At 72.1% G+C, this 18,502-nt stretch carries 17 protein-coding genes; 10 read left to right on the top strand and 7 right to left on the bottom strand.

Annotated elements, in window-relative coordinates; all coding sequences use genetic code 11:
• Window position 1: 1 nt before the first annotated feature.
• Window positions 2–787: a thioesterase II family protein gene (locus SGFS_RS06830; protein ID WP_286248486.1), complete on the bottom strand. Its 786-nt coding sequence runs from the start codon at window positions 785–787 to the stop codon at window positions 2–4.
• Window positions 788–961: 174 nt separating this feature from the next.
• Here SGFS_RS06830 and SGFS_RS06825 point away from each other — a divergent pair, with 174 nt between their 5' ends.
• The 5 genes from SGFS_RS06825 (at window position 962) to SGFS_RS06805 (ending at window position 7,144) form a co-directional block, all read left to right on the top strand.
• Window positions 962–1,819 (top strand): metallophosphoesterase family protein, encoded by an 858-nt coding sequence (locus SGFS_RS06825; protein WP_286248483.1) that lies wholly within the window; start codon window positions 962–964, stop codon window positions 1,817–1,819.
• Entirely contained in the window at window positions 1,816–2,496 is a 681-nt protein-coding gene (locus tag SGFS_RS06820) for a 4'-phosphopantetheinyl transferase family protein (protein ID WP_286248481.1), read from the top strand. Before SGFS_RS06825 ends, SGFS_RS06820 begins: the two co-directional genes overlap by 4 nt.
• Window positions 2,497–2,668: 172 nt before the next feature.
• Window positions 2,669–4,741 carry an AfsR/SARP family transcriptional regulator gene (locus SGFS_RS06815; protein ID WP_350283983.1) on the top strand — a complete coding sequence of 691 codons (2,073 nt, stop codon included), beginning with the start codon at window positions 2,669–2,671 and terminating at the stop codon, window positions 4,739–4,741.
• 184 nt (window positions 4,742–4,925) lie between these two features.
• Window positions 4,926–6,284 (top strand): crotonyl-CoA carboxylase/reductase, encoded by a 1,359-nt coding sequence (gene ccrA / locus SGFS_RS06810; protein ID WP_286248478.1) that lies wholly within the window; start codon window positions 4,926–4,928, stop codon window positions 6,282–6,284.
• Window positions 6,281–7,144, top strand: coding sequence for a 3-hydroxybutyryl-CoA dehydrogenase (locus SGFS_RS06805; RefSeq protein ID WP_286248476.1), 864 nt, complete (start codon window positions 6,281–6,283; stop codon window positions 7,142–7,144). The genes ccrA and SGFS_RS06805 overlap by 4 nt, the downstream gene beginning before the upstream one ends.
• A gap of 27 nt (window positions 7,145–7,171) precedes the next feature.
• Here SGFS_RS06805 and SGFS_RS06800 read toward each other — a convergent pair whose 3' ends face one another.
• A complete protein-coding gene (locus SGFS_RS06800; RefSeq protein ID WP_286248474.1) occupies window positions 7,172–8,302 on the bottom strand; it encodes a PP2C family protein-serine/threonine phosphatase in 1,131 nt (376 codons plus the stop codon).
• Window positions 8,303–8,761: 459 nt separating this feature from the next.
• On the opposite strand from SGFS_RS06800, the gene SGFS_RS06795 reads away from it, so the two are divergent.
• Complete coding sequence (locus tag SGFS_RS06795; RefSeq protein ID WP_286248473.1) at window positions 8,762–9,412, top strand: TetR/AcrR family transcriptional regulator; 651 nt, start codon at window positions 8,762–8,764, stop codon at window positions 9,410–9,412.
• 16 nt (window positions 9,413–9,428) lie between these two features.
• A complete protein-coding gene (locus SGFS_RS06790) occupies window positions 9,429–10,502 on the top strand; it encodes a threonine aldolase family protein (RefSeq protein ID WP_286248471.1) in 1,074 nt (357 codons plus the stop codon).
• On the opposite strand, the gene SGFS_RS06785 is transcribed toward SGFS_RS06790, so the two are convergent.
• From SGFS_RS06785 to SGFS_RS06775, 3 genes are read right to left on the bottom strand one after another with little or no spacing between them, the layout of a single operon-like run.
• The gene (locus SGFS_RS06785) at window positions 10,492–11,511 is read right to left on the bottom strand and encodes a zinc-dependent alcohol dehydrogenase (RefSeq protein ID WP_286248469.1); all 1,020 of its coding nucleotides are present in this window, start codon (window positions 11,509–11,511) and stop codon (window positions 10,492–10,494) included. The genes SGFS_RS06790 and SGFS_RS06785 overlap by 11 nt on opposite strands.
• A gap of 11 nt (window positions 11,512–11,522) precedes the next feature.
• Window positions 11,523–12,383: a fumarylacetoacetate hydrolase family protein gene (locus SGFS_RS06780; protein WP_286248468.1), complete on the bottom strand. Its 861-nt coding sequence runs from the start codon at window positions 12,381–12,383 to the stop codon at window positions 11,523–11,525.
• A gap of 41 nt (window positions 12,384–12,424) precedes the next feature.
• Window positions 12,425–13,249: an IclR family transcriptional regulator gene (locus SGFS_RS06775; RefSeq protein ID WP_286248467.1), complete on the bottom strand. Its 825-nt coding sequence runs from the start codon at window positions 13,247–13,249 to the stop codon at window positions 12,425–12,427.
• A gap of 49 nt (window positions 13,250–13,298) precedes the next feature.
• On the opposite strand from SGFS_RS06775, the gene SGFS_RS06770 reads away from it, so the two are divergent.
• On the top strand, window positions 13,299–15,014 hold the full coding sequence (locus SGFS_RS06770; RefSeq protein ID WP_286248466.1) for an IlvD/Edd family dehydratase: 1,716 nt from the start codon (window positions 13,299–13,301) through the stop codon (window positions 15,012–15,014).
• Between the two features lie 32 nt (window positions 15,015–15,046).
• On the opposite strand, the gene SGFS_RS06765 is transcribed toward SGFS_RS06770, so the two are convergent.
• On the bottom strand, window positions 15,047–16,024 hold the full coding sequence (locus SGFS_RS06765; protein WP_286248464.1) for a quinone oxidoreductase family protein: 978 nt from the start codon (window positions 16,022–16,024) through the stop codon (window positions 15,047–15,049).
• A gap of 148 nt (window positions 16,025–16,172) precedes the next feature.
• Between SGFS_RS06765 and SGFS_RS06760 the strand changes: the two genes are divergently transcribed.
• Window positions 16,173–16,523, top strand: a complete 351-nt coding sequence (locus SGFS_RS06760; protein WP_286248462.1) for an ArsR/SmtB family transcription factor — start codon at window positions 16,173–16,175, stop codon at window positions 16,521–16,523.
• 39 nt (window positions 16,524–16,562) lie between these two features.
• Here the strand turns inward: SGFS_RS06760 and SGFS_RS06755 are convergent, their stop codons facing one another.
• Window positions 16,563–17,219 (bottom strand): maleylpyruvate isomerase N-terminal domain-containing protein, encoded by a 657-nt coding sequence (locus tag SGFS_RS06755; RefSeq protein WP_286259827.1) that lies wholly within the window; start codon window positions 17,217–17,219, stop codon window positions 16,563–16,565.
• A gap of 531 nt (window positions 17,220–17,750) precedes the next feature.
• Between SGFS_RS06755 and SGFS_RS06750 the strand changes: the two genes are divergently transcribed.
• Entirely contained in the window at window positions 17,751–18,404 is a 654-nt protein-coding gene (locus tag SGFS_RS06750) for a TetR/AcrR family transcriptional regulator (RefSeq protein WP_286248460.1), read from the top strand.
• Window positions 18,405–18,502: the final 98 nt, after the last annotated feature.

Genomic DNA, 18,502 nt, shown 5'->3' with positions numbered 1-18,502 from the left:
CCTAACAGGTGCCCGCCCCGAAGACCGGGAGCGAGCTCAGATGGTCGCGGACGGTGCTGTGCACCGCCTCCGGATGATCGTTGAGGAAGAAGTGACCGCCCTTGAACACATGCGTGGCGAACGGCCCCTCGGTGTACTCGCGCCACGCCTCGACCTCCGGCACGGAGGCGCGCGGGTCGGCGTCCCCCGTCAGCGCCACCACCGGGCAGCGCAGCGGCGGTCCGGGCACATGCACATACGTCTCCGCCGCGCGGTAGTCGCCGCGGATGGCCGGCATGACCATCTGGAGGATCTCCGGATCGGCCAGCGCCACGGCGGCCGAACCGCCCAGCAGCTCCAACTCCCGCAGAATTCCCTGGTCGTCACGTTGGTGGATGTACTCACTGCGCTCGAAGCGCGGTGCCCGGCGCCCGGAGAGGAACACGGCGACGGGGCTGTTCGCCCCACCCTCCTTCTCCAGCCGGCGCGCCACCTCGTAGGCGAGGGTGGCGCCCATGCTGTGCCCGAACAACGCCAGCGGCCGGCCGTCGGCCGACGCCGTCAGGACCGGCACCAGCCGGTCGACCAGCTCCGGTACGTTGTCGACGCAACGCTCGGCCCGCCGGTCCTGTCTGCCCGGGTACTGCACGGCCAGCACCTCCGCCGTCGGCGGCAACGCGGCCGCCATGGCGTGGAAGGCACTCGCCGATCCGCCGGCGTGCGGGAAACAGACCAGTCGTGTCCGGGCCTCGGGGTCGGCCACGAAGCACCGGAGCCACAGGTCCGGTTCCTCGGCGCAGCGATCCATCGTCCGCCTGTCCTCTGTTCGAGTAGGTCATGCGCCTGTCGGCAACGTAACGGAGGTTAGGCAGCCCGAACCGGCGGCGGCCACCCCTAGCCACCCCCTACAACCCCCAGAGATCTGCCGAGCCACCCCAGATCCGCTGCCTCGGTGCGGACAGCAGCCGGTAGAAAGTGCTGTATGAGATCTTCCGGACAGGCACCAGGCAGGCTCATGGCGACCAGCGATCTACATGTGGCCTATCCGGAGAACCGGCGGATCGTGGCCGGCATGCGTCCCCAGTCCGACGACGACTGGCTCATCGTGGCCGGCGACGTCGGGGAGATTACCGACGACTTCACGTGGGCGCTGACATTACTGCGCGAACGATTCGACACTGTTATCTGGGCACCCGGAAACCACGAACTCTGGACCCCGCCGAGCGATCCCGTCCAACTGCGCGGCGAGGAGCGCTACCGCCACCTGGTGGACATCTGCCGCGGGCTCGGCGTGCTCACCCCGGAGGACCCTTACGCCGTGTGGGACGGACCGGGCGGCCCCGTGACCGTCGCCCCCCTCTTCGTCCTGTACGACTACAGCTTCCGGACCCCCACCGCCACGACCAAGGAGCAGTCGCTGGCCGAGGCCTACGAGGCCGGTGTGGTGTGCACCGACGAGATGCTCCTGCACCCCGACCCGTACCCCAGCCGCGAGGCGTGGTGCCACGCCCGGCTGGCGGAGACCGAGCGCCGGCTCGCCGAACGCGACCCCGAGCTGCCGACCGTTCTGGTCAACCACTTCCCCCTGGTGCGGGACCCGACAAGGGTCCTGTTCCACCCCGAGTTCGCCCAGTGGTGCGGAACCGAACAGACCGCCAAGTGGCATCTGCGGTTCAACGCCGCGGCCGTGGTCTACGGGCATCTGCACATCCCCCGCACCACCTGGCACGACGGAGTCCGCTTCGAGGAGGTCTCGGTGGGCTACCCCCGCGAGCACCGGCAGCGCGGTATGCCCCGAGGCGTCCTGCGCCAGATCCTTCCGGCGGTGACCCCTTCATGATCGACCAACTGCTGCCCCCCGCCGTCGCCTCCGCCTGGGCCAGGGAGGACCGCACCGACGTCCCCCTGTACCCGGAGGAGGAAGCGGCACTCGGCGACGCCGTCGACAAGCGCCGCCGGGAGTACACCACCGTACGGGCCTGTGCCCGCAGCGCCTTCACCCAACTCGGCCTGGAACCGGCCCCGGTCGTCCCCGGACACCGAGGGGCTCCGCGGTGGCCGGACGGCCTGGTCGGCAGCATGACGCACTGCGCCGGCTACCGGGCCGCCGCCGTCGCCCGGGCGGCCGACATCGTTGCCGTGGGGATCGACGCCGAACCCCACCAGGCCCTGCCGGACGGGGTGCTCGAAGCCGTGGCCCGGCCCGAGGAACGCTCCTGGATCGCCGGGCCCGGCAGCGGCGCCGGCGTGTGGTGGGACCGGCTCCTGTTCGGCGCCAAGGAAGCCGTCTTCAAGGTCTGGTACCCGCTCACGGGCCGCGAACTGGATTTCGGCGAGGCCACTGTCACCTTCCACCCCCGGGAAATCGGCCCGGGGCACGCGTCGGGCGTCTTCGCCGTCCGGCTGCTGGTGCCGGCTCCTCGCAGACTCGACGAACTCTCCGGCCGCTGGCTGGTGCGGGACGGGTTGTCCCTCGCCGCCGTCGTGCTGCCGGCCGCGGCCCCCGGACAGGGCTGACGGGCGCGGGAAAGGGTTCCACCCACTGTTCGGTCGTGTGGTGCGCGCAGCGTGCCACGGGGGACCTCGCGATCGGCGGGAATCGCATCATGTTCTTCGTAGGGGTGAGGCAGTTATGGAGTTCTTGTTGCTAGGTCCCCTGGTCATCCGGTCGGGCGGGAACGAGTTGAGGGTGCCCGCCGCGAGGCAGCGCGTGATTCTCGCCGCCCTCGTGCTCAACGCGAACCGAGTGGTCCCGGTGGACAACATCGCGAGCTTTGTCTGGGACGGCACACCGCCGCCCAGCGCCGCCGCCACGATCCGCACCTATGTCATGAGGTTGCGTCAGGTCCTGGGCAAGGCCGGGAGAGCGAGGATCACCACTCGCGCCCCCGGCTATCTGATCGAGCTGGACGAGGACGAGACCGACCTCGGCCGGTTCACCGCCCACCGCAAGACGGCCGACGCGCTGGTCCAGGCGGGCCGGACCTCCGAAGCCGTCGAGGAACTCCGCAAGGCGCTCGCCCTGTGGCGCCACGATCCGCTGATGGACGTACCCTCGCGCACCCTCCATGACGTGGAGGCCTCCCATCTGCAGCGACTCCACCTGCAGACCCGTATCTGGCGCGTGGACCTCGACCTCGAACTGCAGCGCCACGCCGAGATCCTGCCCGAGCTCTGGCAGATGGTGCGGGAACACCCGCTCCACGAAGGGCTCATCGGCCGCCTCATGCTGGCCCTGTTCCGCTCCGGCCAGCAGCCGGAGGCCCTCGACCTGTTCCAGCGGACCCGCGCCGCGCTGATCGACCAGCTCGGCACCGAGCCCGGCTCCGAACTGCGGGCCGTCCAGCGGCGCATCCTGTGCGCCGAGGACGAACCGCCGCGGCACCGGGCCGACTCCGAGCAGCGCCCCGACGGATACGGCGGCCCCGGCAGGCCCTGGCCCGGCTGGCCCACCCCCGCCCAACTGCCCCAGGGCGTCACCGACTTCACCGCCCGCACCGACGAGACCACCGAGCTGGGACGGCTGCTGCGGGACAAGGCGCCCGCCGCGGGCCCGGCCACGACGGTGGTGATCACCGGCGCCGGCGGAATCGGCAAGACCGCACTGGCCCTGCACACGGCCCACTCGGTGCGCGGCGACTTCACCGACGGGCAGGTCTTCGCGGACCTGGAGGGCAGCACCGCACATCCCGCCGAACCCGCCGAGGTCCTCACCCGGTTACTCGTCGGACTGGGCGTGCCCGATGTCGCGGTGCCGAGGACCATGGCCAACCGGACCTCTCTCTTCCGCTCCCTGGTCGCCGACCGCCGGATGCTCATCGTGCTCGACGACGCCGTGAACGCCGCCCAGGTCCGCCCGCTCGTCCCCGGCACCGGCGGCAGCCGGGTGATCGTCACCAGCCGCCACCGGCTCGCGGACCTCGAAGGCGCGCACGACGTCACCCTCGACGCGTTCGACGAGGACGCCTCACTGGCACTCCTGGAACGGTTCACCGGCCGCCCGCGCATCGACGCCGAACGCGCCGCCGCCCGCCGGCTCGTCGAAGCCTGCGCCGGGGTCCCGCTGGCCCTGCGCATCGTCGGCAGCCGCCTGCGCTCACGACCCCGCCGCAGCCTCGGCGCCCTCGCCCACCGCCTGCTCGAACAGCGGAGCCTGCTCGACGAACTGCACCTCGGCGACCTGTCGGTGCGCACCGGCCTGGACGCCGCGTACGCCACCCTGCGCGACCGTTCCGTACACGGCATCGACCTCGCCGGGGCCTTCCGCAGACTCGGCGCCGGCAATCTGCCGTACGTCCGCGGCGAGACGGCGGCGGCGCTGCTGGGCTGCTCCGAGGAGAACGCCGAGGACGTCCTCGACGTGCTCGTCGACGCCCATCTGCTGCGCGAGCACGACCACTCCCGCTACCACCTGGACGCCCTGGTCCGGGCGTACGCCCGTGAACGCGCCGACGCCGAGGAGTGCCTCGAACACCGCGTGGACACACTGCGCTGCCTGCTCCGGTGGTACCAGCACACCCTCGACCGAAGCGGCCGCCCGTCCCGGCCGGGGGAACCGGAGCGGACGTACGTACTGCGTCCCTCGGCCATGGGGTGGACGGACGACGACCGCGCGGGACTCGTCGAGGCCCTCACCGAGGCGGACCGGACGGGCGCCGAACTGATCGGCCGCCAACTGGTCGCCGAACTACGAGCACGCCTACCACTGGTCGCCGCGCCCCGGGCCGCGGAGGTGACCCCGGACAGGCGTGAGTCGGCCTAGCGGGACGCAGGTAGGGGGCTGTCTTTAAGGGTTGGCAGCCCCCCACGGCCCCCCTAGCGTTGCTGTCCTTCCTTCACCCTCTTCCCCCCTTTTCTCCCGCAGCCGTCGTCCCGCGTCCGGCCGTTCCCGTCGGCCCGTCCGCGCCCGCCCGCGGGCCACCCAGCGATGACAATTGAGGAGCCTGATGGACCCCTTGGCCGAAGCGGTGCTAGCCGGCGCGCCCCCGGAACGGCTGGCGAAGGAACCCCTGCCCAGCGAGTACACCGCCGTCCACCTGCATGCCGAGGACCTGGACGTGTTCGGCGACGCCGCCGACAGAGACGTACGCCGCACCCTGCGGGTCGGCCCGGTGCCGATGCCGGAACTGGCCGTGGACGAAGTACTGATCGCGGTGATGGCCAGCTCGATCAACTACAACACCGTCTGGTCGGCGACCTTCGAACCGGTGCCGACCTTCAACTTCCTGCGCAAACTGGGCCGTCAGGGCGGCTCGGCCGCCCGCCACGACCTGCCCCAGCACGTCGTCGGATCGGACGCCGCCGGAGTCGTCGTCCGGACCGGTGAAGGAGTACGGCGCTGGCAGGTGGGCGACCACGTCGTCGTCAGCTGCGTCCAGGTGGACGACCAGGAACCCGCCACCCACGCCGACGGCATGCTCGGCGCCGAGCAGCGCATCTGGGGCTTCGAGACGAACTTCGGCGGACTGGCCCACTACGCGGTGGTCCGGGCCAGCCAGCTGCTCCCCAAGCCGGCCCACCTCACCTGGGAGGAGGCCGCCTCCACGATGCTGTGCGCCGCCACCTCCTACCGGATGCTGGTCAGTGACCGGGGCGCCCGTATCAAGCAGGGCGACATCGTGCTGATCTGGGGCGCCACCGGCGGACTCGGCGCCTACGCCGTCCAACTGGTCAAGAACGGCGGCGGCATCGCCGTGGGCGTGGTCAGCACGGAGGAGAAGGCCCGGCGGGCGCGGGCGCTCGGCTGCGACGTCGTCATCAACCGCGCCGACATCGGCCTGGACGGCGATCTCGGCGACGACCCGGACGCGAGCATCGAGGCAGGCAAACGCCTCGGCAGGATCATCCGCGCCGAGACCGGCGAGGACCCGCACGTCGTGTTCGACTACATCGGCAAGGCCACGTTCGGCATCTCCGTCTTCGTCGTCCGCCGCGGCGGGACCGTCGTCACCTGCGGATCGAGCACCGGCTATCAACACCGCTTCGACAACCGGTACTTGTGGATGCACCTCAAACGGATCGTGGGCAGCCACGCCGCGAACCTCCAGGAACAGGCGGAGTGCAACCGGCTGTTCGGCCTCGGCCACCTCGTTCCGGTCCTCTCCACCGTCCACCCGCTCACCGAGGCGGCCGAGGCCGCCCGGCTCGTCCAGACCAACCGGCACACCGGCAAGGTCGGCGTGCTGTGCCTGGCCCCCCGCCCGGGACTCGGAGTGACCGACCAGGCCATGCGGGACCGTGTCGGCGAGGACCGGCTGAACCTGCTGCGCGACACGGACGAACCGGCGAAGGGGACACGGCGATGAGCACCATCCAGAGGATCGGCGTCGTCGGCTGCGGCACCATGGGCTCGGGCATCGCCCACGTCTGTGCCCTCGCCGGAGTCGACGTCAGGGTCGCGGCGGCTTCACCCGAATCGCTCGCCAGGGGCAGGGCACGGCTCACCGGATCGCTCGACAAGGCGCTGGGCAAGGGCCGGATCACCGACCGGGACCACGAGAACGCCCTCGCCCGGGTGTCGTACACCAGCGACCTGGCGGATCTCGCGGACCGGCAGCTGGTCATCGAGTCGATCAGCGAGGACGAGTCCGCCAAACGCGAGCTGTTCGCACGGCTGGACCGGGTGCTCCAGGACCCCGAAGCCGTCCTCGCCTCCAACACCTCCTCCCTGTCGGTACTCAGACTGGCCCGGGCCACCGCCGATGTCGGCCGGGTGATCGGTGTCCACTTCTTCAACCCGGCGCCCGCTCTGCCGCTGGTGGAGCTGGTCCCCACCCTCCTCACCCACGAGAAGACCGCGGTCCGGGTCGAGGAGTTCCTGACGGACGTACTCGGCAAGCGCGTCATCCGGTCCCCGGACCGCGCGGGCTTCACGGTCAACGCCCTGCTCGTCCCGTACCTCCTGGCCGCGGTACGCATGGTGGAGTCGGGCCACGCCTCGGCGGAGACCGTGGACGACGCGATGACGCTCGGCTGCTCCCACCCGATGGGCCCGCTGCGGCTCGCCGACCTCATCGGACTGGACGTGGTCGCCTCCATCGCGGAAGCCCTCCACGAGGAGTTCCGGGAGCCGCACTACGCCCCGCCACCGTTCCTGCGACGCCTGGTCGAGGCCGGCCTGCTGGGCCGCAAGACGGGCAGGGGCTTCTACGACTACGCCCGGTGACCCCGCCCCGTAGGCCCGGGTTGATCCTCAGTGAGCCGGTGAGCGGCGGACGGTCAGGACGGCGACGTCGTCGTGGTGGCCGCCGTGGCCGGCGAACGCGCGGGAGTCCTCGTACAGGGCCTCGGGCAGTTCGGTGGGGGAGAGGTCGAGGTGTTCCGCCACCCGCTCGTCGAGCGGGTAGAACGTGCCGTCGACAGCGCGGGTCTCGGTGAGACCGTCGGTGCTCAGCAGCACCGTCGCGCCGTCGGGGAACGGGAACCAGCCGACGATCGTCGGTTCGACGGCGAGTTCGGCCAGCCCCAGCGGGACACCGGAGTCCAGTTGCGGCGTGGTGACGGCGCCCTGGTGCAGCACCTGGGGCAGGACGTGTCCGCAGTTGACGGCCTGTGCCTCGGCGCCGGCGTCGACGCCGATGACGAGGGCGGTGACGAAGCGTTCGTCGTCGCCGGTGTGTTCGGCGTAGGAGTTGTGGCGGACGACGGCGGCGTCCAGGGCGTCGACGAGCGCGGTGAGCGTCGGCTCCCGGTAGGCCGCCTCGCGGAAGGCCCCGATGACGGCGAACGCGGTGCCCACGGCAGCCAGACCCTTGCCCTGTACGTCGCCGATCAGCACCCGGGTTCCCCAGGGCGAGGCGACCACGTCGTAGATGTCGCCGCCGACCAGCCGGTCCTCGTGCAGGGGTTCGTAGACGCCGTTGACCAGGACGTCGTCGGTGACGAGGGGGAGCGGGTGCAGGATGTGCCGCTGCATCGCCACGGCGGTGGAGCGCAGCCGCAGCATCTCGTGCTCGCGTCTGACGCGCCGGTGGCAGGCGTAGACGGAGGTCACGGCCAGGGCCAGGGTGAACAGGACCAGGAGCAGACGGTCGAGCCAGTGGCCGTCGTCGACGTTCCGCAGCACCACGGTGACGGTGACGACGAGCGTGGTCCACGCGGCGACGAAGCGCGTCTGCCGGACGGTGCCGAGCGCCGACGCCGCCCCCGGCAGGAACACCAGGAGCCCGAGCAGCCACACCTCGGACCCGGAGAGGACCCCGAGGATCTCCATCAGGAACGTCACCGACACCACGGCGATGACCACTTCGGCGTCGCCCGGGGGCTCGATGGTCTCGAAGGCCTCGGCGGGTCTCGTCCGACGGGGTCGGCGGCTACCGGTCATGGGAACTCCCGGGCAGGTGATGATCTCCCCGTACGTTATGCCGCGCCCGCCCGGGGCCGAGAGGCGCCCCGCCGAAACGGCCTGCTCGGGGGCGTGCGTGGGCCCGGGGCGAGTCTGGGCCGACCGTCGCGAGCGAGCCCGGTGATGCCCGGTTCCGCGCCCAAACGGCCCTAGGGCGTGTTTCGAACGTCCCGTCTGCCCCGCGACGCCTGGCACGGCACCTCGCCGCGTTGTCGGGATCGTCCGCGTACACCCAGTACGCGGACGACCCTCCGCCTTGCGACGCACCGCACCAGACGCCGCGGGCCCCGCCCTCCGGGCGGACGACGCCACTTTCGAAACACGCCCTAGCCGAGCGCCGCACCCTGCCGACGGCGCCGGGGACGGACCCAGCGTCGCGGCACACGTCGTCGAGCATGACGGTGGTCTACCGATACGCCGTACCGTACGATGACCCGCATGCCCCGCCACTCCCCTTCCCTGGACCGCGCGACCCCGGACCGCATCGCCGAGACCGCCCTCACCCTGGTCGATGAGGGCGGACCCGAGGCGTTGACCTTCCGGGCGCTGGCCGCGCGGCTCGGTATCTCGCTGGCCTCCCTGCAGCGCCGGTGCACGGATCTGGCCGGTCTGCTGGATCTGTGCCTCGACCACCTGGCCGCCCGGCTGCCCGATGCCGAGCCGGGCGCGGACTGGGCGACGGCCACCGAGGCGCGGTTCACCGCCCTGTACCGGCTCCTCGTCGCCCACCCGGGCCTGCCGACCCTGCGCGGGACGCGCCCCTGGCTGGGCCCGAACCTGCTGGCCCGGCTGGTCGAGCCGCAGCTCGCCGACAGCCTCGCGGCAGGGATGAGCCCCCAGGAGGCGATCGCCGCGTACCGACGGATGTACCTGCTCACCCTCGGCAGCGCGAGCTTCGTCGACCACCGGGACCCGAAACCGGCCCGGGCGGCGACCCGTACCGCGCTCGCCGCGCTCGACCCGGACACGTTCCCCGTGCTGACCGGCCACCTGGCCGCGATCGTGCCCGCCGTGACCGACCACGAGATCTACTACGGCGCCCTGCGCCAGCTCATCCACGCGGCCGACCCGGCCGGGCCCACCGCCTAGCTCAAGGATTCCGACCATGAACACCACGAGTTCCGCAACGGCACGCGTCTTCAGCAGCGACAACGTCGCCGGCACCTCCCCGGAGATCATCGAGGCCATGGCTCGGGCCGCCTCCGGCCCGGCCCTGCCCTACGGTGCCGACGACAGCACGGCAGCGGTCCGGCGCCGCCTGAGCGACCTCTTCGAGCGCGAGGTCGACGTACTGCTCGTCTCCACGGGGTCCGCCGCGAACGCGCTGAGCCTGGCCGCGCTGACCCCGCCCTGGGGCAGCGTGCTGTGCCACCGCGACAGCCACATCAACAACGACGAGTGCGGGGCGCCCGAGTTCTACACCGCGGGCGCCAAGCTCGTCCCGCTCGGCGGCGACGACGCCAAGATCGACCCCCGTGAACTGCGGGCGGCCGTACGGCACAAGGCCGGGGACGTGCACAGCGTGGAACCCTCGGTGGTCGGCGTCACCCAGGCCACGGAGACCGGGGCTGTCTACAGCCTCGACGAGCTCGGCACCCTGGGCGGGATCACCGAGGAGGCGGGGCTGCGGCTGCACATGGACGGTGCCCGGTTCGCCGGCGCCGTCGCCTCCCTGGGCCGCACTCCCGCCGAGCTGACCTGGCGGGCCGGAGTCGACCTGCTGTCCTTCGGCGCCACCAAGAACGGCACGATGACCGCCGACGCGATCGTCGTCTTCGACCGCTCCCTCACCCCGGAACTCTCCTTCCGCGCCAAGCGCGCGGGCCAGCTCGCCGCCAAGATGCGGTTCCAGGCCGCCCAGCTCGACGCCTATCTCACCGACGACCTGTGGCTGCGCAACGCGTCCCACGCCAATGCCATGGCCGCCCGGCTCCAGGAGGGGCTGAAGGCGATACCCGAGGTCGGCCTGCTCGGCGCGACCGACGTCAACATCCTCTTCTGCCGCCTGCCCCAGCAGGTCACCGAAGGCCTCCTGGCCGACGGGTACGCCTTCTACCACGACCGCTGGGAGCCGGGCGTCGTCCGCTTCGTGACGTCGTTCGCGACCACGCCGGAGGACGTCGACGACCTGCTCCGGGCCGTCGTCCGACACGCCGCCCGACCGACCGTCAGCGTATGAGCCGGGGGTCGACGTGGATCTTGGGGCCGGGCCCGGCGCCGTCCGGGCGCTCGCCGGCGAGCACGGGGCCCACCTCGTCGAGGCCCACGGTGGCGGCGACGAGCGGCCGGGGATCGACCGACCCGTCGGCGTACGCGCGGACGGTGGCGTCGAGGCCGGGGGAGGCGGACAGGACGCCCACCGCCGTCACGTCCTTGAGGACGAGCGCGCGGGTGTCGATCCTGCTGGGCTCGCCGGCCAGCCCGATGTAGACGACACGGCCACCCGGCTCCACCGACGCAAGGGCCCGCTCCGGCAGCCGGGCGGCGTTCGTGGCGTCCACGACGGCGTCGAAGGGCAGGTCCGGGACGGCAGCCTCCGTCCACACGTGCGCGAAGCCCAGTTCGCGGGCGAAGGCGAGGGAGCTGTCCGTGGCGCCCAGTAGATGGACCTCCGCACCGGCGGCACGCAGGAACATCGCGACCAGCAGCCCGATCGTCCCCGGGCCCAGCACCAGGGCACGGTCCCCGGGGCGTGGCTCGGTGGCCTGCGCGGCGCGCAGGGCGTTGCCGCCCGGCTCGACGAGGGCGCCGAGCACGGCGTCGACGGAGTCGGGCAGAGCGTGCAACGAGGAGGCCGGTACCGCGAGTTGCTCGGCGAGGGCACCGGCCCGGCCCCCGCGTATGCCGACCTCCCGGCGTACCTCGCACACGTGCTGATGGCCCCGGAGACAGCGGCGGCACCGGCCACAGCCCAGCATCGTGTCGCCCATGACCCGGCGGCCGAGCCAGCCGGGGTCGACGCCGTCACCGACCGCCGCCACCCGCCCGGCCCACTCGTGGCCGAGCCGCATCGGGTAGGAGGAGTGCCCCTGGTGCAGATAGGCCATCGCGCCGGTGAAGAACTCCACGTCGGTGCCGCACACCCCGACCCGCTCCACGTCCACGACGACCTCACCGGGGCCCGCCACCGGCGCCGGGAGGTCCTGGACCTCGTACGCGCCGGGGGCGGTCAGGACGAACGCGCGCATGAGGCGACCGCTCACCGGGGCCCGAGCACGTGCTGGCGCTGGCTGCCGAGGTGCTTGATGCCCAGCTCCATCACATCGCCCGGCTGGAGATACACGGGCGGGGTGAGGCCCATGCCGACGCCGGGCGGGGTGCCCGTGTTGATCAGGTCGCCGGGCTCCAGGACGAGGAACTGGCTGAGGTAGTGCACGATGAAGTACGGGTCGAAGATCATCGTCTTGGTGCTGCCGGTCTGCCGGCGCACCCCGTTGACGTCCAGCCACATGTCCAGCGCGATCACGTCGTCGATCTCGTCGGTGGTGGCGAGCCAGGGCCCGGCGGGGTTGAACGTCTCGGCGGACTTGCCCTTGGCCCACTGCCCGCCCCGCTCCAACTGGAAGGCGCGCTCGCTGACGTCGTTGACGACGACATACCCGGCGATGGCGGCACGCGCCTCCTCCACCGAGTCCAGATAGCTCGTGCGCCTGCCGATCACGATGCCCAGCTCCACCTCCCAGTCGGTCCTGGTGGAGCCGCGCGGGATGCGTACGTCGTCGTTCGGGCCGATGAGCGTGTTGGGGGACTTGGTGAACAGGATCGGCTCGTCCGGCACGGCCATGCCGCTCTCGGCAGCGTGGTCGCGGTAGTTGAGGCCGATGCACAGGATCTGGTGCGGGCGCGCGATGGGGGCGCCGACACGTTCCCCGGCGAAGCGGGACACCTGCCCCGCCTCGGCCCGCTCGGCCACGAGGGGACGGACGCGCTCGAGCCCCTCCGATCCGAAGAACGCCTCGTCGAAGTCCGTGACGACGTCGGAGAGGTCGACATAGGTCTCGTCGTCGATACGGGCGACGGGCTTCTCGGCGCCGGGGGCACCGATGCGCATGAGGTACACGGGTCTGTCTCCAGGTTGGGTGACTTGGGAGCGGGCGGGGATCAGCGGTGCGGCTCGCCCAGCGGACCGAGGAGGGCGCGGATCTCCTCGAGGGCGTCGACGAGGGCGGCGAGCGGCGTCCGGTAGGCCAGCGCGCTGACGCTCACGGCACCGGAGGGAGCGGTCGGCGAGGTGAGATACAGGGGCAGGGCGAGGCAGTTGACCCCGGTCTCGTTCTCCTGGTCGTCGACGCCGTAGCCCCGTTCGCGGGTGGCCACCAGCTCGCGCCACAGCTCGGCCGCCGTGCACAGCGTCCGTGGCGTGCGACGCTCCAGGGGTGAACCGCCGATCCAGGCCTCGGCCTCCTCCAGGGCGCTCAACTCCCGGGCGAGCAGCAGTTTTCCGACGGCGGTCGTGTGGGCGGGGTTCCGCCCGCCGATCGTCGACGTCAGCCGGACCGCGCCGGCGGGCGGGTCGACCTTGGCGCGGTAGACGACCTCACGGCCGTCGAGCACCGCGTAGTGCGCCGTCTCGCCGAACCGGTGCGCCAGCGCCTCCAGCACGGGACGGACGCGGACGTGCTCGGGCCGGACCTCGTGGTGGGCGAACGCCATCCGCAGGAACTCGTCACCGAGCCCGTAGCGGCCGCGGGCGTCCTGGTCGGCGAGACCGGCCCGCCGCAGGGCACCGAGCGCCCGGTGCACGGTCGGCTTGGGACTGCCGATCGCCCGGGTCAGCTCCTCCAGCCCCACCCCGTCGGGATACCGGGCCAGCTCCTTGAGGACCGCGAGCACTCGGTCCGACCCCACGAGACGGTTGCCGTCGGCGCCGCTCGGACCGGCCTCGCCGGGGGCTGTCGAACCGTCGTACGTCTGCGTATGCTCCATGGCGTTCCAGACTGTAGACCGCTGTACCGACTACTGGAAAGAGCTGTCGATGGGGAAGCTCCGCAGCGATCAGTGGTACGCGGGTCAGGACCGCAACGCCTATATCCACCGGGCGTGGATGCGGCGGGGCGCGCCGGGCGACGCCTTCACCGGCCGGCCGCAGATCGCCATCGCCAACACCGCCTCGGACCTGACCCCTTGCAACGCGCATCTCGACGAGGTCGCGGCCTCGGTCCGAAACGGCGTGTACGAGGCCGGGGGAATCCCCCTGGACCTGCCCGTGGTGTCCCTCGGCGAGACACAGGTGCGGCCCACCGCGATGCTGTGGCGGAACATGGCGGCCATGGCCACGGAGGAGATGCTGCGGGCCAACCCCATCGACGGCGTCGTCCTGCTCGGCGGCTGCGACAAGACGATCCCGTCGCTGCTCATGGCCGCCGCCTCGGTGGACCTGCCCGCCGTCGTCATGCCCGGCGGCCCGATGCTCACCGGCACCTTCAGAGGCACACCGCTGGGCTGCGGCACCGACGTGTGGCGCCTGTCGGAGGAGGTCCGGGCGGGCACGCTCTCCCAGGAGCAGTTCACCCGCTCCGAGTCGGCGATGATCCGCAGCCGCGGCCACTGCAACACGATGGGTACGGCGTCGACGATGGCGCTGGTCGCCGAGGCCCTGGGCACGATCGTCCCCGGTACGGCCGGAACCCCCGCCCCCGACAGCCGGCTGCTGGAGGCCGCGCACCACACGGGCCGGCTGGCGGTGGACATGGTGGGCGCCGACCGACGGCCGGGAACCTTCCTCACCAAGGCCTCCTTCCACAACGCGATCGTCGCGCTGGCCGCCGTCGGCGGTTCCACCAACGCCGTCGTCCACCTGCTCGCGATCGCGGGCCGCCTGGGCGTCGACCTGTCCCTCGACGACTTCGACCGCGTCGGCTCCCGGGTACCGGTCCTGGTGGACCTCCAGCCGGCCGGCCGCTTCCTCATGGAGGACTTCCACCGCGCCGGTGGACTGCTCGCCGTCCTGCGCGAAGTACGCGACCTGCTCGACCCCGACGCCCTGACCGTCACCGGCGAGCCGCTCGTCGACTCCCTCGACGACGCCCCGATCTGGGACGGCGAGGTCATCCGCACCCGCGCCGAGCCACTGGTCGCCGAGGGCGGCATCGCCGTCCTGCGCGGCAACCTCGCCCCCGACGGCGCGCTCGTCAAACCGGCCGCCGCCTCCCCGCACCTGCTGCGCCATCGGGGCCGGGCCGTCGTCTTCGACTCCGTCGAGGACTTCCACGCCCGTGTCGACGACCCGGACCTGGACGTGGACGCCGACTCCGTCCTAGTTCTGCGCGGCTGCGGCCCCAAGGGCTACCCGGGCATGCCCGAGGTCGCCAACATGCCCCTGCCGAAGAAGCTCCTCGAACAGGGCGTCCGCGACATGGTCCGCGTCTGCGACGGCCGCATGAGCGGCACGGCGTACGGCACGGTCGTCCTGCACGTGGCCCCGGAGGCCGCGGCCGGCGGCCCCCTCGCCCTCGTACGGACCGGCGACCTCATCACCCTCGACGTCGAGGCCCGCCGCATCGACGTCGACGTACCGGACGACGAACTCGCCCGCCGGAAGCCGAACCAGGCCACCGTCGACGGCTTCGCCGCCCCCCGGCGCGGCTGGGAACGCCTCTACGTCGACCACGTCCTCCAGGCCGACACCGGCGCGGACCTCGACTTCCTCCTCGGCTCCAGCGGCTCCGAGGTGAGCCGCGAGTCGCACTGACCGAGCGTGCGGCGTGCGGGTCCCGGCCGCCCTCAGCCGGAGATCCGCAGCAGCAGCTTGCCCGTCGACGTACGCCCGCCCATCAGCCGATGGGCCTCGGCCGCCTCCGACAGCGCGAACTCCGCGGTGACAGGAAGGTTCACCGTGCCGTCGGCGACCGTGCGGAAGGCGCGCTCGGCGAGGGCGCGCAGCGCCTCGGGCGCGGACTGCGCGAGGCTCAGGACGGAGAAGCCGCCGACCGAACGGCCCCGCGCGTAGAGTTCGGGCTGGCCGACGTGCCACGGCTCGGACCCGCTCGCGTTGCCGAAGGACACCAGGCGCCCGAAGACGGCCAGTGTGTCGAGGCCGCGCTGCAGGGTGTCGCCGCCCACCGGGTCGAGCACCAAGTCGACGCCCCTGCCGCCGGTGACCCGGCGGACGTCGTCGGCGAACGTGTCGGTGGTGAACACCTCGTCGTAGCCGTGCTTGAGCGCGTGCTCGGCCTTGGCCGCGGAGGACACCACGCCGTACACCGCGCTGGCACCCGCCGCCCGCGCCAACTGCCCGGCCACCGTGCCGATACCGCCCGCCGCGCCGTGCACCAGCACGGTCTCCCCGGCCCGCAGCCGCCCCACCTCGTGGAGCAGGGCGTGCGCGGTCGGCACCACCGTGGGCAGTGTGGCGGAGGTCCGCAGATCCAGGCCCTCGGGGAGCGGGAAGACGGTGACGGCGTCGGCGACGACCACCTCCGCGTACGCGCCGCCGCCGACCAGGGCCGCGACCTCCTGCCCCGGGCGCAGACCCTCGACACCGTCACCGACGGCCCGGACCCGTCCGGAGACCTCCAGCCCCGGACGGTAGGGCAGCGACTCCACCCGGTACCCCTCTGCCCGCGCCTTGAGGTCGGCGAAGTTCACGCCGGCATAGACGGCGTCGATGGTCACCTGACCCGGCCCGGGCTCGGGGGTCTCGGCCTCCACGACCTTCAGCACCTCGGGGGCGCCGTACTCCTGGAACTCGACTGCGCGCATGACTCGGCGCACCCTTCGACGTAGTGGTTCGGGGGTGTTCAATGAAAAGCGAACACTCGGACTGTAAGATATCCATCGAACACTCGGCAAGTGGCCGGGGCAATCCGCGCGAAGCCCCGGAGGGGACGCGCGAGGCGAGGGGAGGGGCATGCCGAACCAGGCTGCGGGCGGAAGTCACCGCGCGGCACCGGTGCACACCGATCCCGAGGAGGTGCCCGTCCTGGCCGCGCTGTCGGCGGTCGCCGATCCCGTACGCATCCAGCTGATCCGCGAGTTGGCGGGCTCCGCCGACTGGACGCGCAGCTGCGGCAGCTTCGATGTGCCCGTCGGCAAGGCCGCGCTCAGCCACCACTTCTCGGTACTGCGCGGCGCCGGTCTGGTCGAACAGCGGGACGAGGGGCCCAAGCGCGTCAACCGCCTGCGCCGCGAGGAGTTCGACGCCCGTTTTCCCGGCCTGCTGGACCTGCTCCTCCGTGACGACGACACCGACGCCGGGTGATCCGGCCGGAGCGCGCCCCCTCACCCGGCCGAGCGCGTGTCAGCCGAGGACGAGCGGCAGTTTCGCGGCCGGCTCGCCGAGTTCGGCCCGCTCCGCGTCGGTCGCTGCCCGACGGCCCGTGCCGACGACAAGCGCGTCCTTGTCGGTGAACGACGCGGGGAACGCGACGCCGGCGATCCTCTCCAGCAGCGCACGGGATCGCGCCAGGCCCGCCGCGGGCGGTTCCGGCGCGTCCGGCAGATGCGCGATCAGGTCGAGGTGGTGCAGCCTCCACTCCAGCACGTACGCGGTGAGATAGTCGCCCACGGTGAGGACCTCGTCGCGCGTGCCCACCCGGACGCCGGGATCGGCGAGTTCGGCGGCGCGCCCGGCGGCCGAGCCGACGTCGTCGAGGTGGAACTTGAGCAGACGCGGTTCCTCGTAGGCGGCGGCCAGCCGGACGGTCAGCGCGTCGAGCGGGTCCTCGCCGGTCGGTGGCCGGTCCTCGACGTGCCAGTAGGTCACCGCGTCGACGGTCGGCTCCGCGTCGGTGGGCGTGGCGAGGGTGATCAGCACGTCCTGCGCGTCGATGACCAGATGACAGACGAGATCCCGCACCAGCCAGCCGACGCAACCGGACGGCCGCTCGAAGTCCTCGTCCGGGAGTCCCGCGACCGCCGTGCGCAAGGCCGACCAAGAGGCTGAGAAGAGATCCACGTCGGCACGGTAGTGCGGCGCCGACACGGCCGACAAGCGTACGCGGCCGACCACGCCGACACCGGCGATCACGACCGCCTCGCCTCCGGGCAAGCCGCCGACGGGCGCGGCTAGTTCGCCATCATGCGGCAGGACGCGCAGCAGGAGTTGGACGACCGTCCCGGGTTCGTTGATCCTCAGTTCGCGCCCGGTGCCGATGCCCCGGAGGCGGCCGGCCTCGCGGGCCGCCCGCGGAGGTGGGCGGCGTCGACTTCCGCGTGAGCCACGCGAACTGTCGGGGTCGGTCACGCCGTAGTGCGGGCATCGGCTCCAGGCCGGGCTGGAGGACGACTCGACGCCGTTCACGAACTCGACCTTGGTGTGCGCCGCCGCCGTCCGGGGCGCACGGAGGCGGTGGAGGAGGGGCGCCGGAGGCGGTCGCCGCATTGCGTACTCTTTCGTCGTTTGACCTCCCCGAACCGGTCGGGGACCCGTGACGGCCTGGGGGACGGGCCGTCGTGGAGCGGCGTGCATGTCCCGAGGTTGGTGACGATGGCCGGCAGGACGAGGCGGGACGAACAGGTCGGCGCGACCCGCGAGGCGCTCCTCGACGCGGCGGAACGGCTCTTCGCCGAACACGGCGTGCACGCGGTCGCCAACCGTCAGATCAGTCTGGCCGCCGGTCAGGGCAACAACGCCGCGGTCAGCTACCACTTCGGCACCAAGGCCGACCTGGTACGCGCCATCGTCCGCAGACACGCCGAGCGGATCGAGGTCGGCCGCAGCCGCATGATGGCCGACATCGGCGACTCCACCGAGCTGCGCGACTGGGTCGCCTGCGCGGTCCGCCCGGTCACCGAACACGTGGAGGCCCTGGGCGTCCCCAGTTGGTACGCCCGCTTCATCGCCCAGGTCACGGCCGACCCGGCACTGCGTGCTCTCACGACCTCGGAGTTCGCGGCAGCCTCGCCCTCGATACCCACGCTGCAGCAGGGCATGGGCCGCTGCCTGCCCGAGCTGCCGGCCGAGGTGCGCGACGAACGCGCGGCGATGTCCCGTCACCTGATCACGATGATGACCGCCGAGCGCGAGCGTGCTCTCGCGGACAACAGTCCGACATCCCGGGCCACTTGGCGCGGGACCGCGAACGGCCTGATCGACGCCGTCGTCGCCCTGTGGCAGGCACCGGTCACACGCGAGGACTGACGGGGGACCGGTTCGGCGGGGGCGCGGCGGCCCGGTGTGCGGGTCGTGCGAAGAATTAAATCAACCGATTGACTGAACTTATCGCCTGGTGTTTCCTC

The organism is Streptomyces graminofaciens (genome assembly GCF_030294945.1).
Lineage (GTDB): Bacteria > Actinomycetota > Actinomycetes > Streptomycetales > Streptomycetaceae > Streptomyces > Streptomyces graminofaciens.
Note: the sequence above shows the minus strand (reverse complement) of the source record. Positions and strands in the feature narration are given on the sequence as shown.

Coding starts and splice junctions, on each gene's coding strand:
- SGFS_RS06750 (WP_286248460.1), top strand. CDS start 17,751: ATGGCCGGCAGGACGAGGCGGGACGAACAGGTCGGCGCGACCCGCGAG.
- SGFS_RS06830 (WP_286248486.1), bottom strand. CDS start 787: ATGGATCGCTGCGCCGAGGAACCGGACCTGTGGCTCCGGTGCTTCGTG.
- SGFS_RS06765 (WP_286248464.1), bottom strand. CDS start 16,024: ATGCGCGCAGTCGAGTTCCAGGAGTACGGCGCCCCCGAGGTGCTGAAG.
- SGFS_RS06760 (WP_286248462.1), top strand. CDS start 16,173: ATGCCGAACCAGGCTGCGGGCGGAAGTCACCGCGCGGCACCGGTGCAC.
- SGFS_RS06785 (WP_286248469.1), bottom strand. CDS start 11,511: ATGCGCGCGTTCGTCCTGACCGCCCCCGGCGCGTACGAGGTCCAGGAC.
- SGFS_RS06790 (WP_286248471.1), top strand. CDS start 9,429: ATGAACACCACGAGTTCCGCAACGGCACGCGTCTTCAGCAGCGACAAC.
- SGFS_RS06805 (WP_286248476.1), top strand. CDS start 6,281: ATGAGCACCATCCAGAGGATCGGCGTCGTCGGCTGCGGCACCATGGGC.
- SGFS_RS06770 (WP_286248466.1), top strand. CDS start 13,299: ATGGGGAAGCTCCGCAGCGATCAGTGGTACGCGGGTCAGGACCGCAAC.
- SGFS_RS06820 (WP_286248481.1), top strand. CDS start 1,816: ATGATCGACCAACTGCTGCCCCCCGCCGTCGCCTCCGCCTGGGCCAGG.
- SGFS_RS06825 (WP_286248483.1), top strand. CDS start 962: ATGAGATCTTCCGGACAGGCACCAGGCAGGCTCATGGCGACCAGCGAT.
- SGFS_RS06795 (WP_286248473.1), top strand. CDS start 8,762: ATGCCCCGCCACTCCCCTTCCCTGGACCGCGCGACCCCGGACCGCATC.
- SGFS_RS06800 (WP_286248474.1), bottom strand. CDS start 8,302: ATGACCGGTAGCCGCCGACCCCGTCGGACGAGACCCGCCGAGGCCTTC.
- ccrA (WP_286248478.1), top strand. CDS start 4,926: ATGGACCCCTTGGCCGAAGCGGTGCTAGCCGGCGCGCCCCCGGAACGG.
- SGFS_RS06775 (WP_286248467.1), bottom strand. CDS start 13,249: ATGGAGCATACGCAGACGTACGACGGTTCGACAGCCCCCGGCGAGGCC.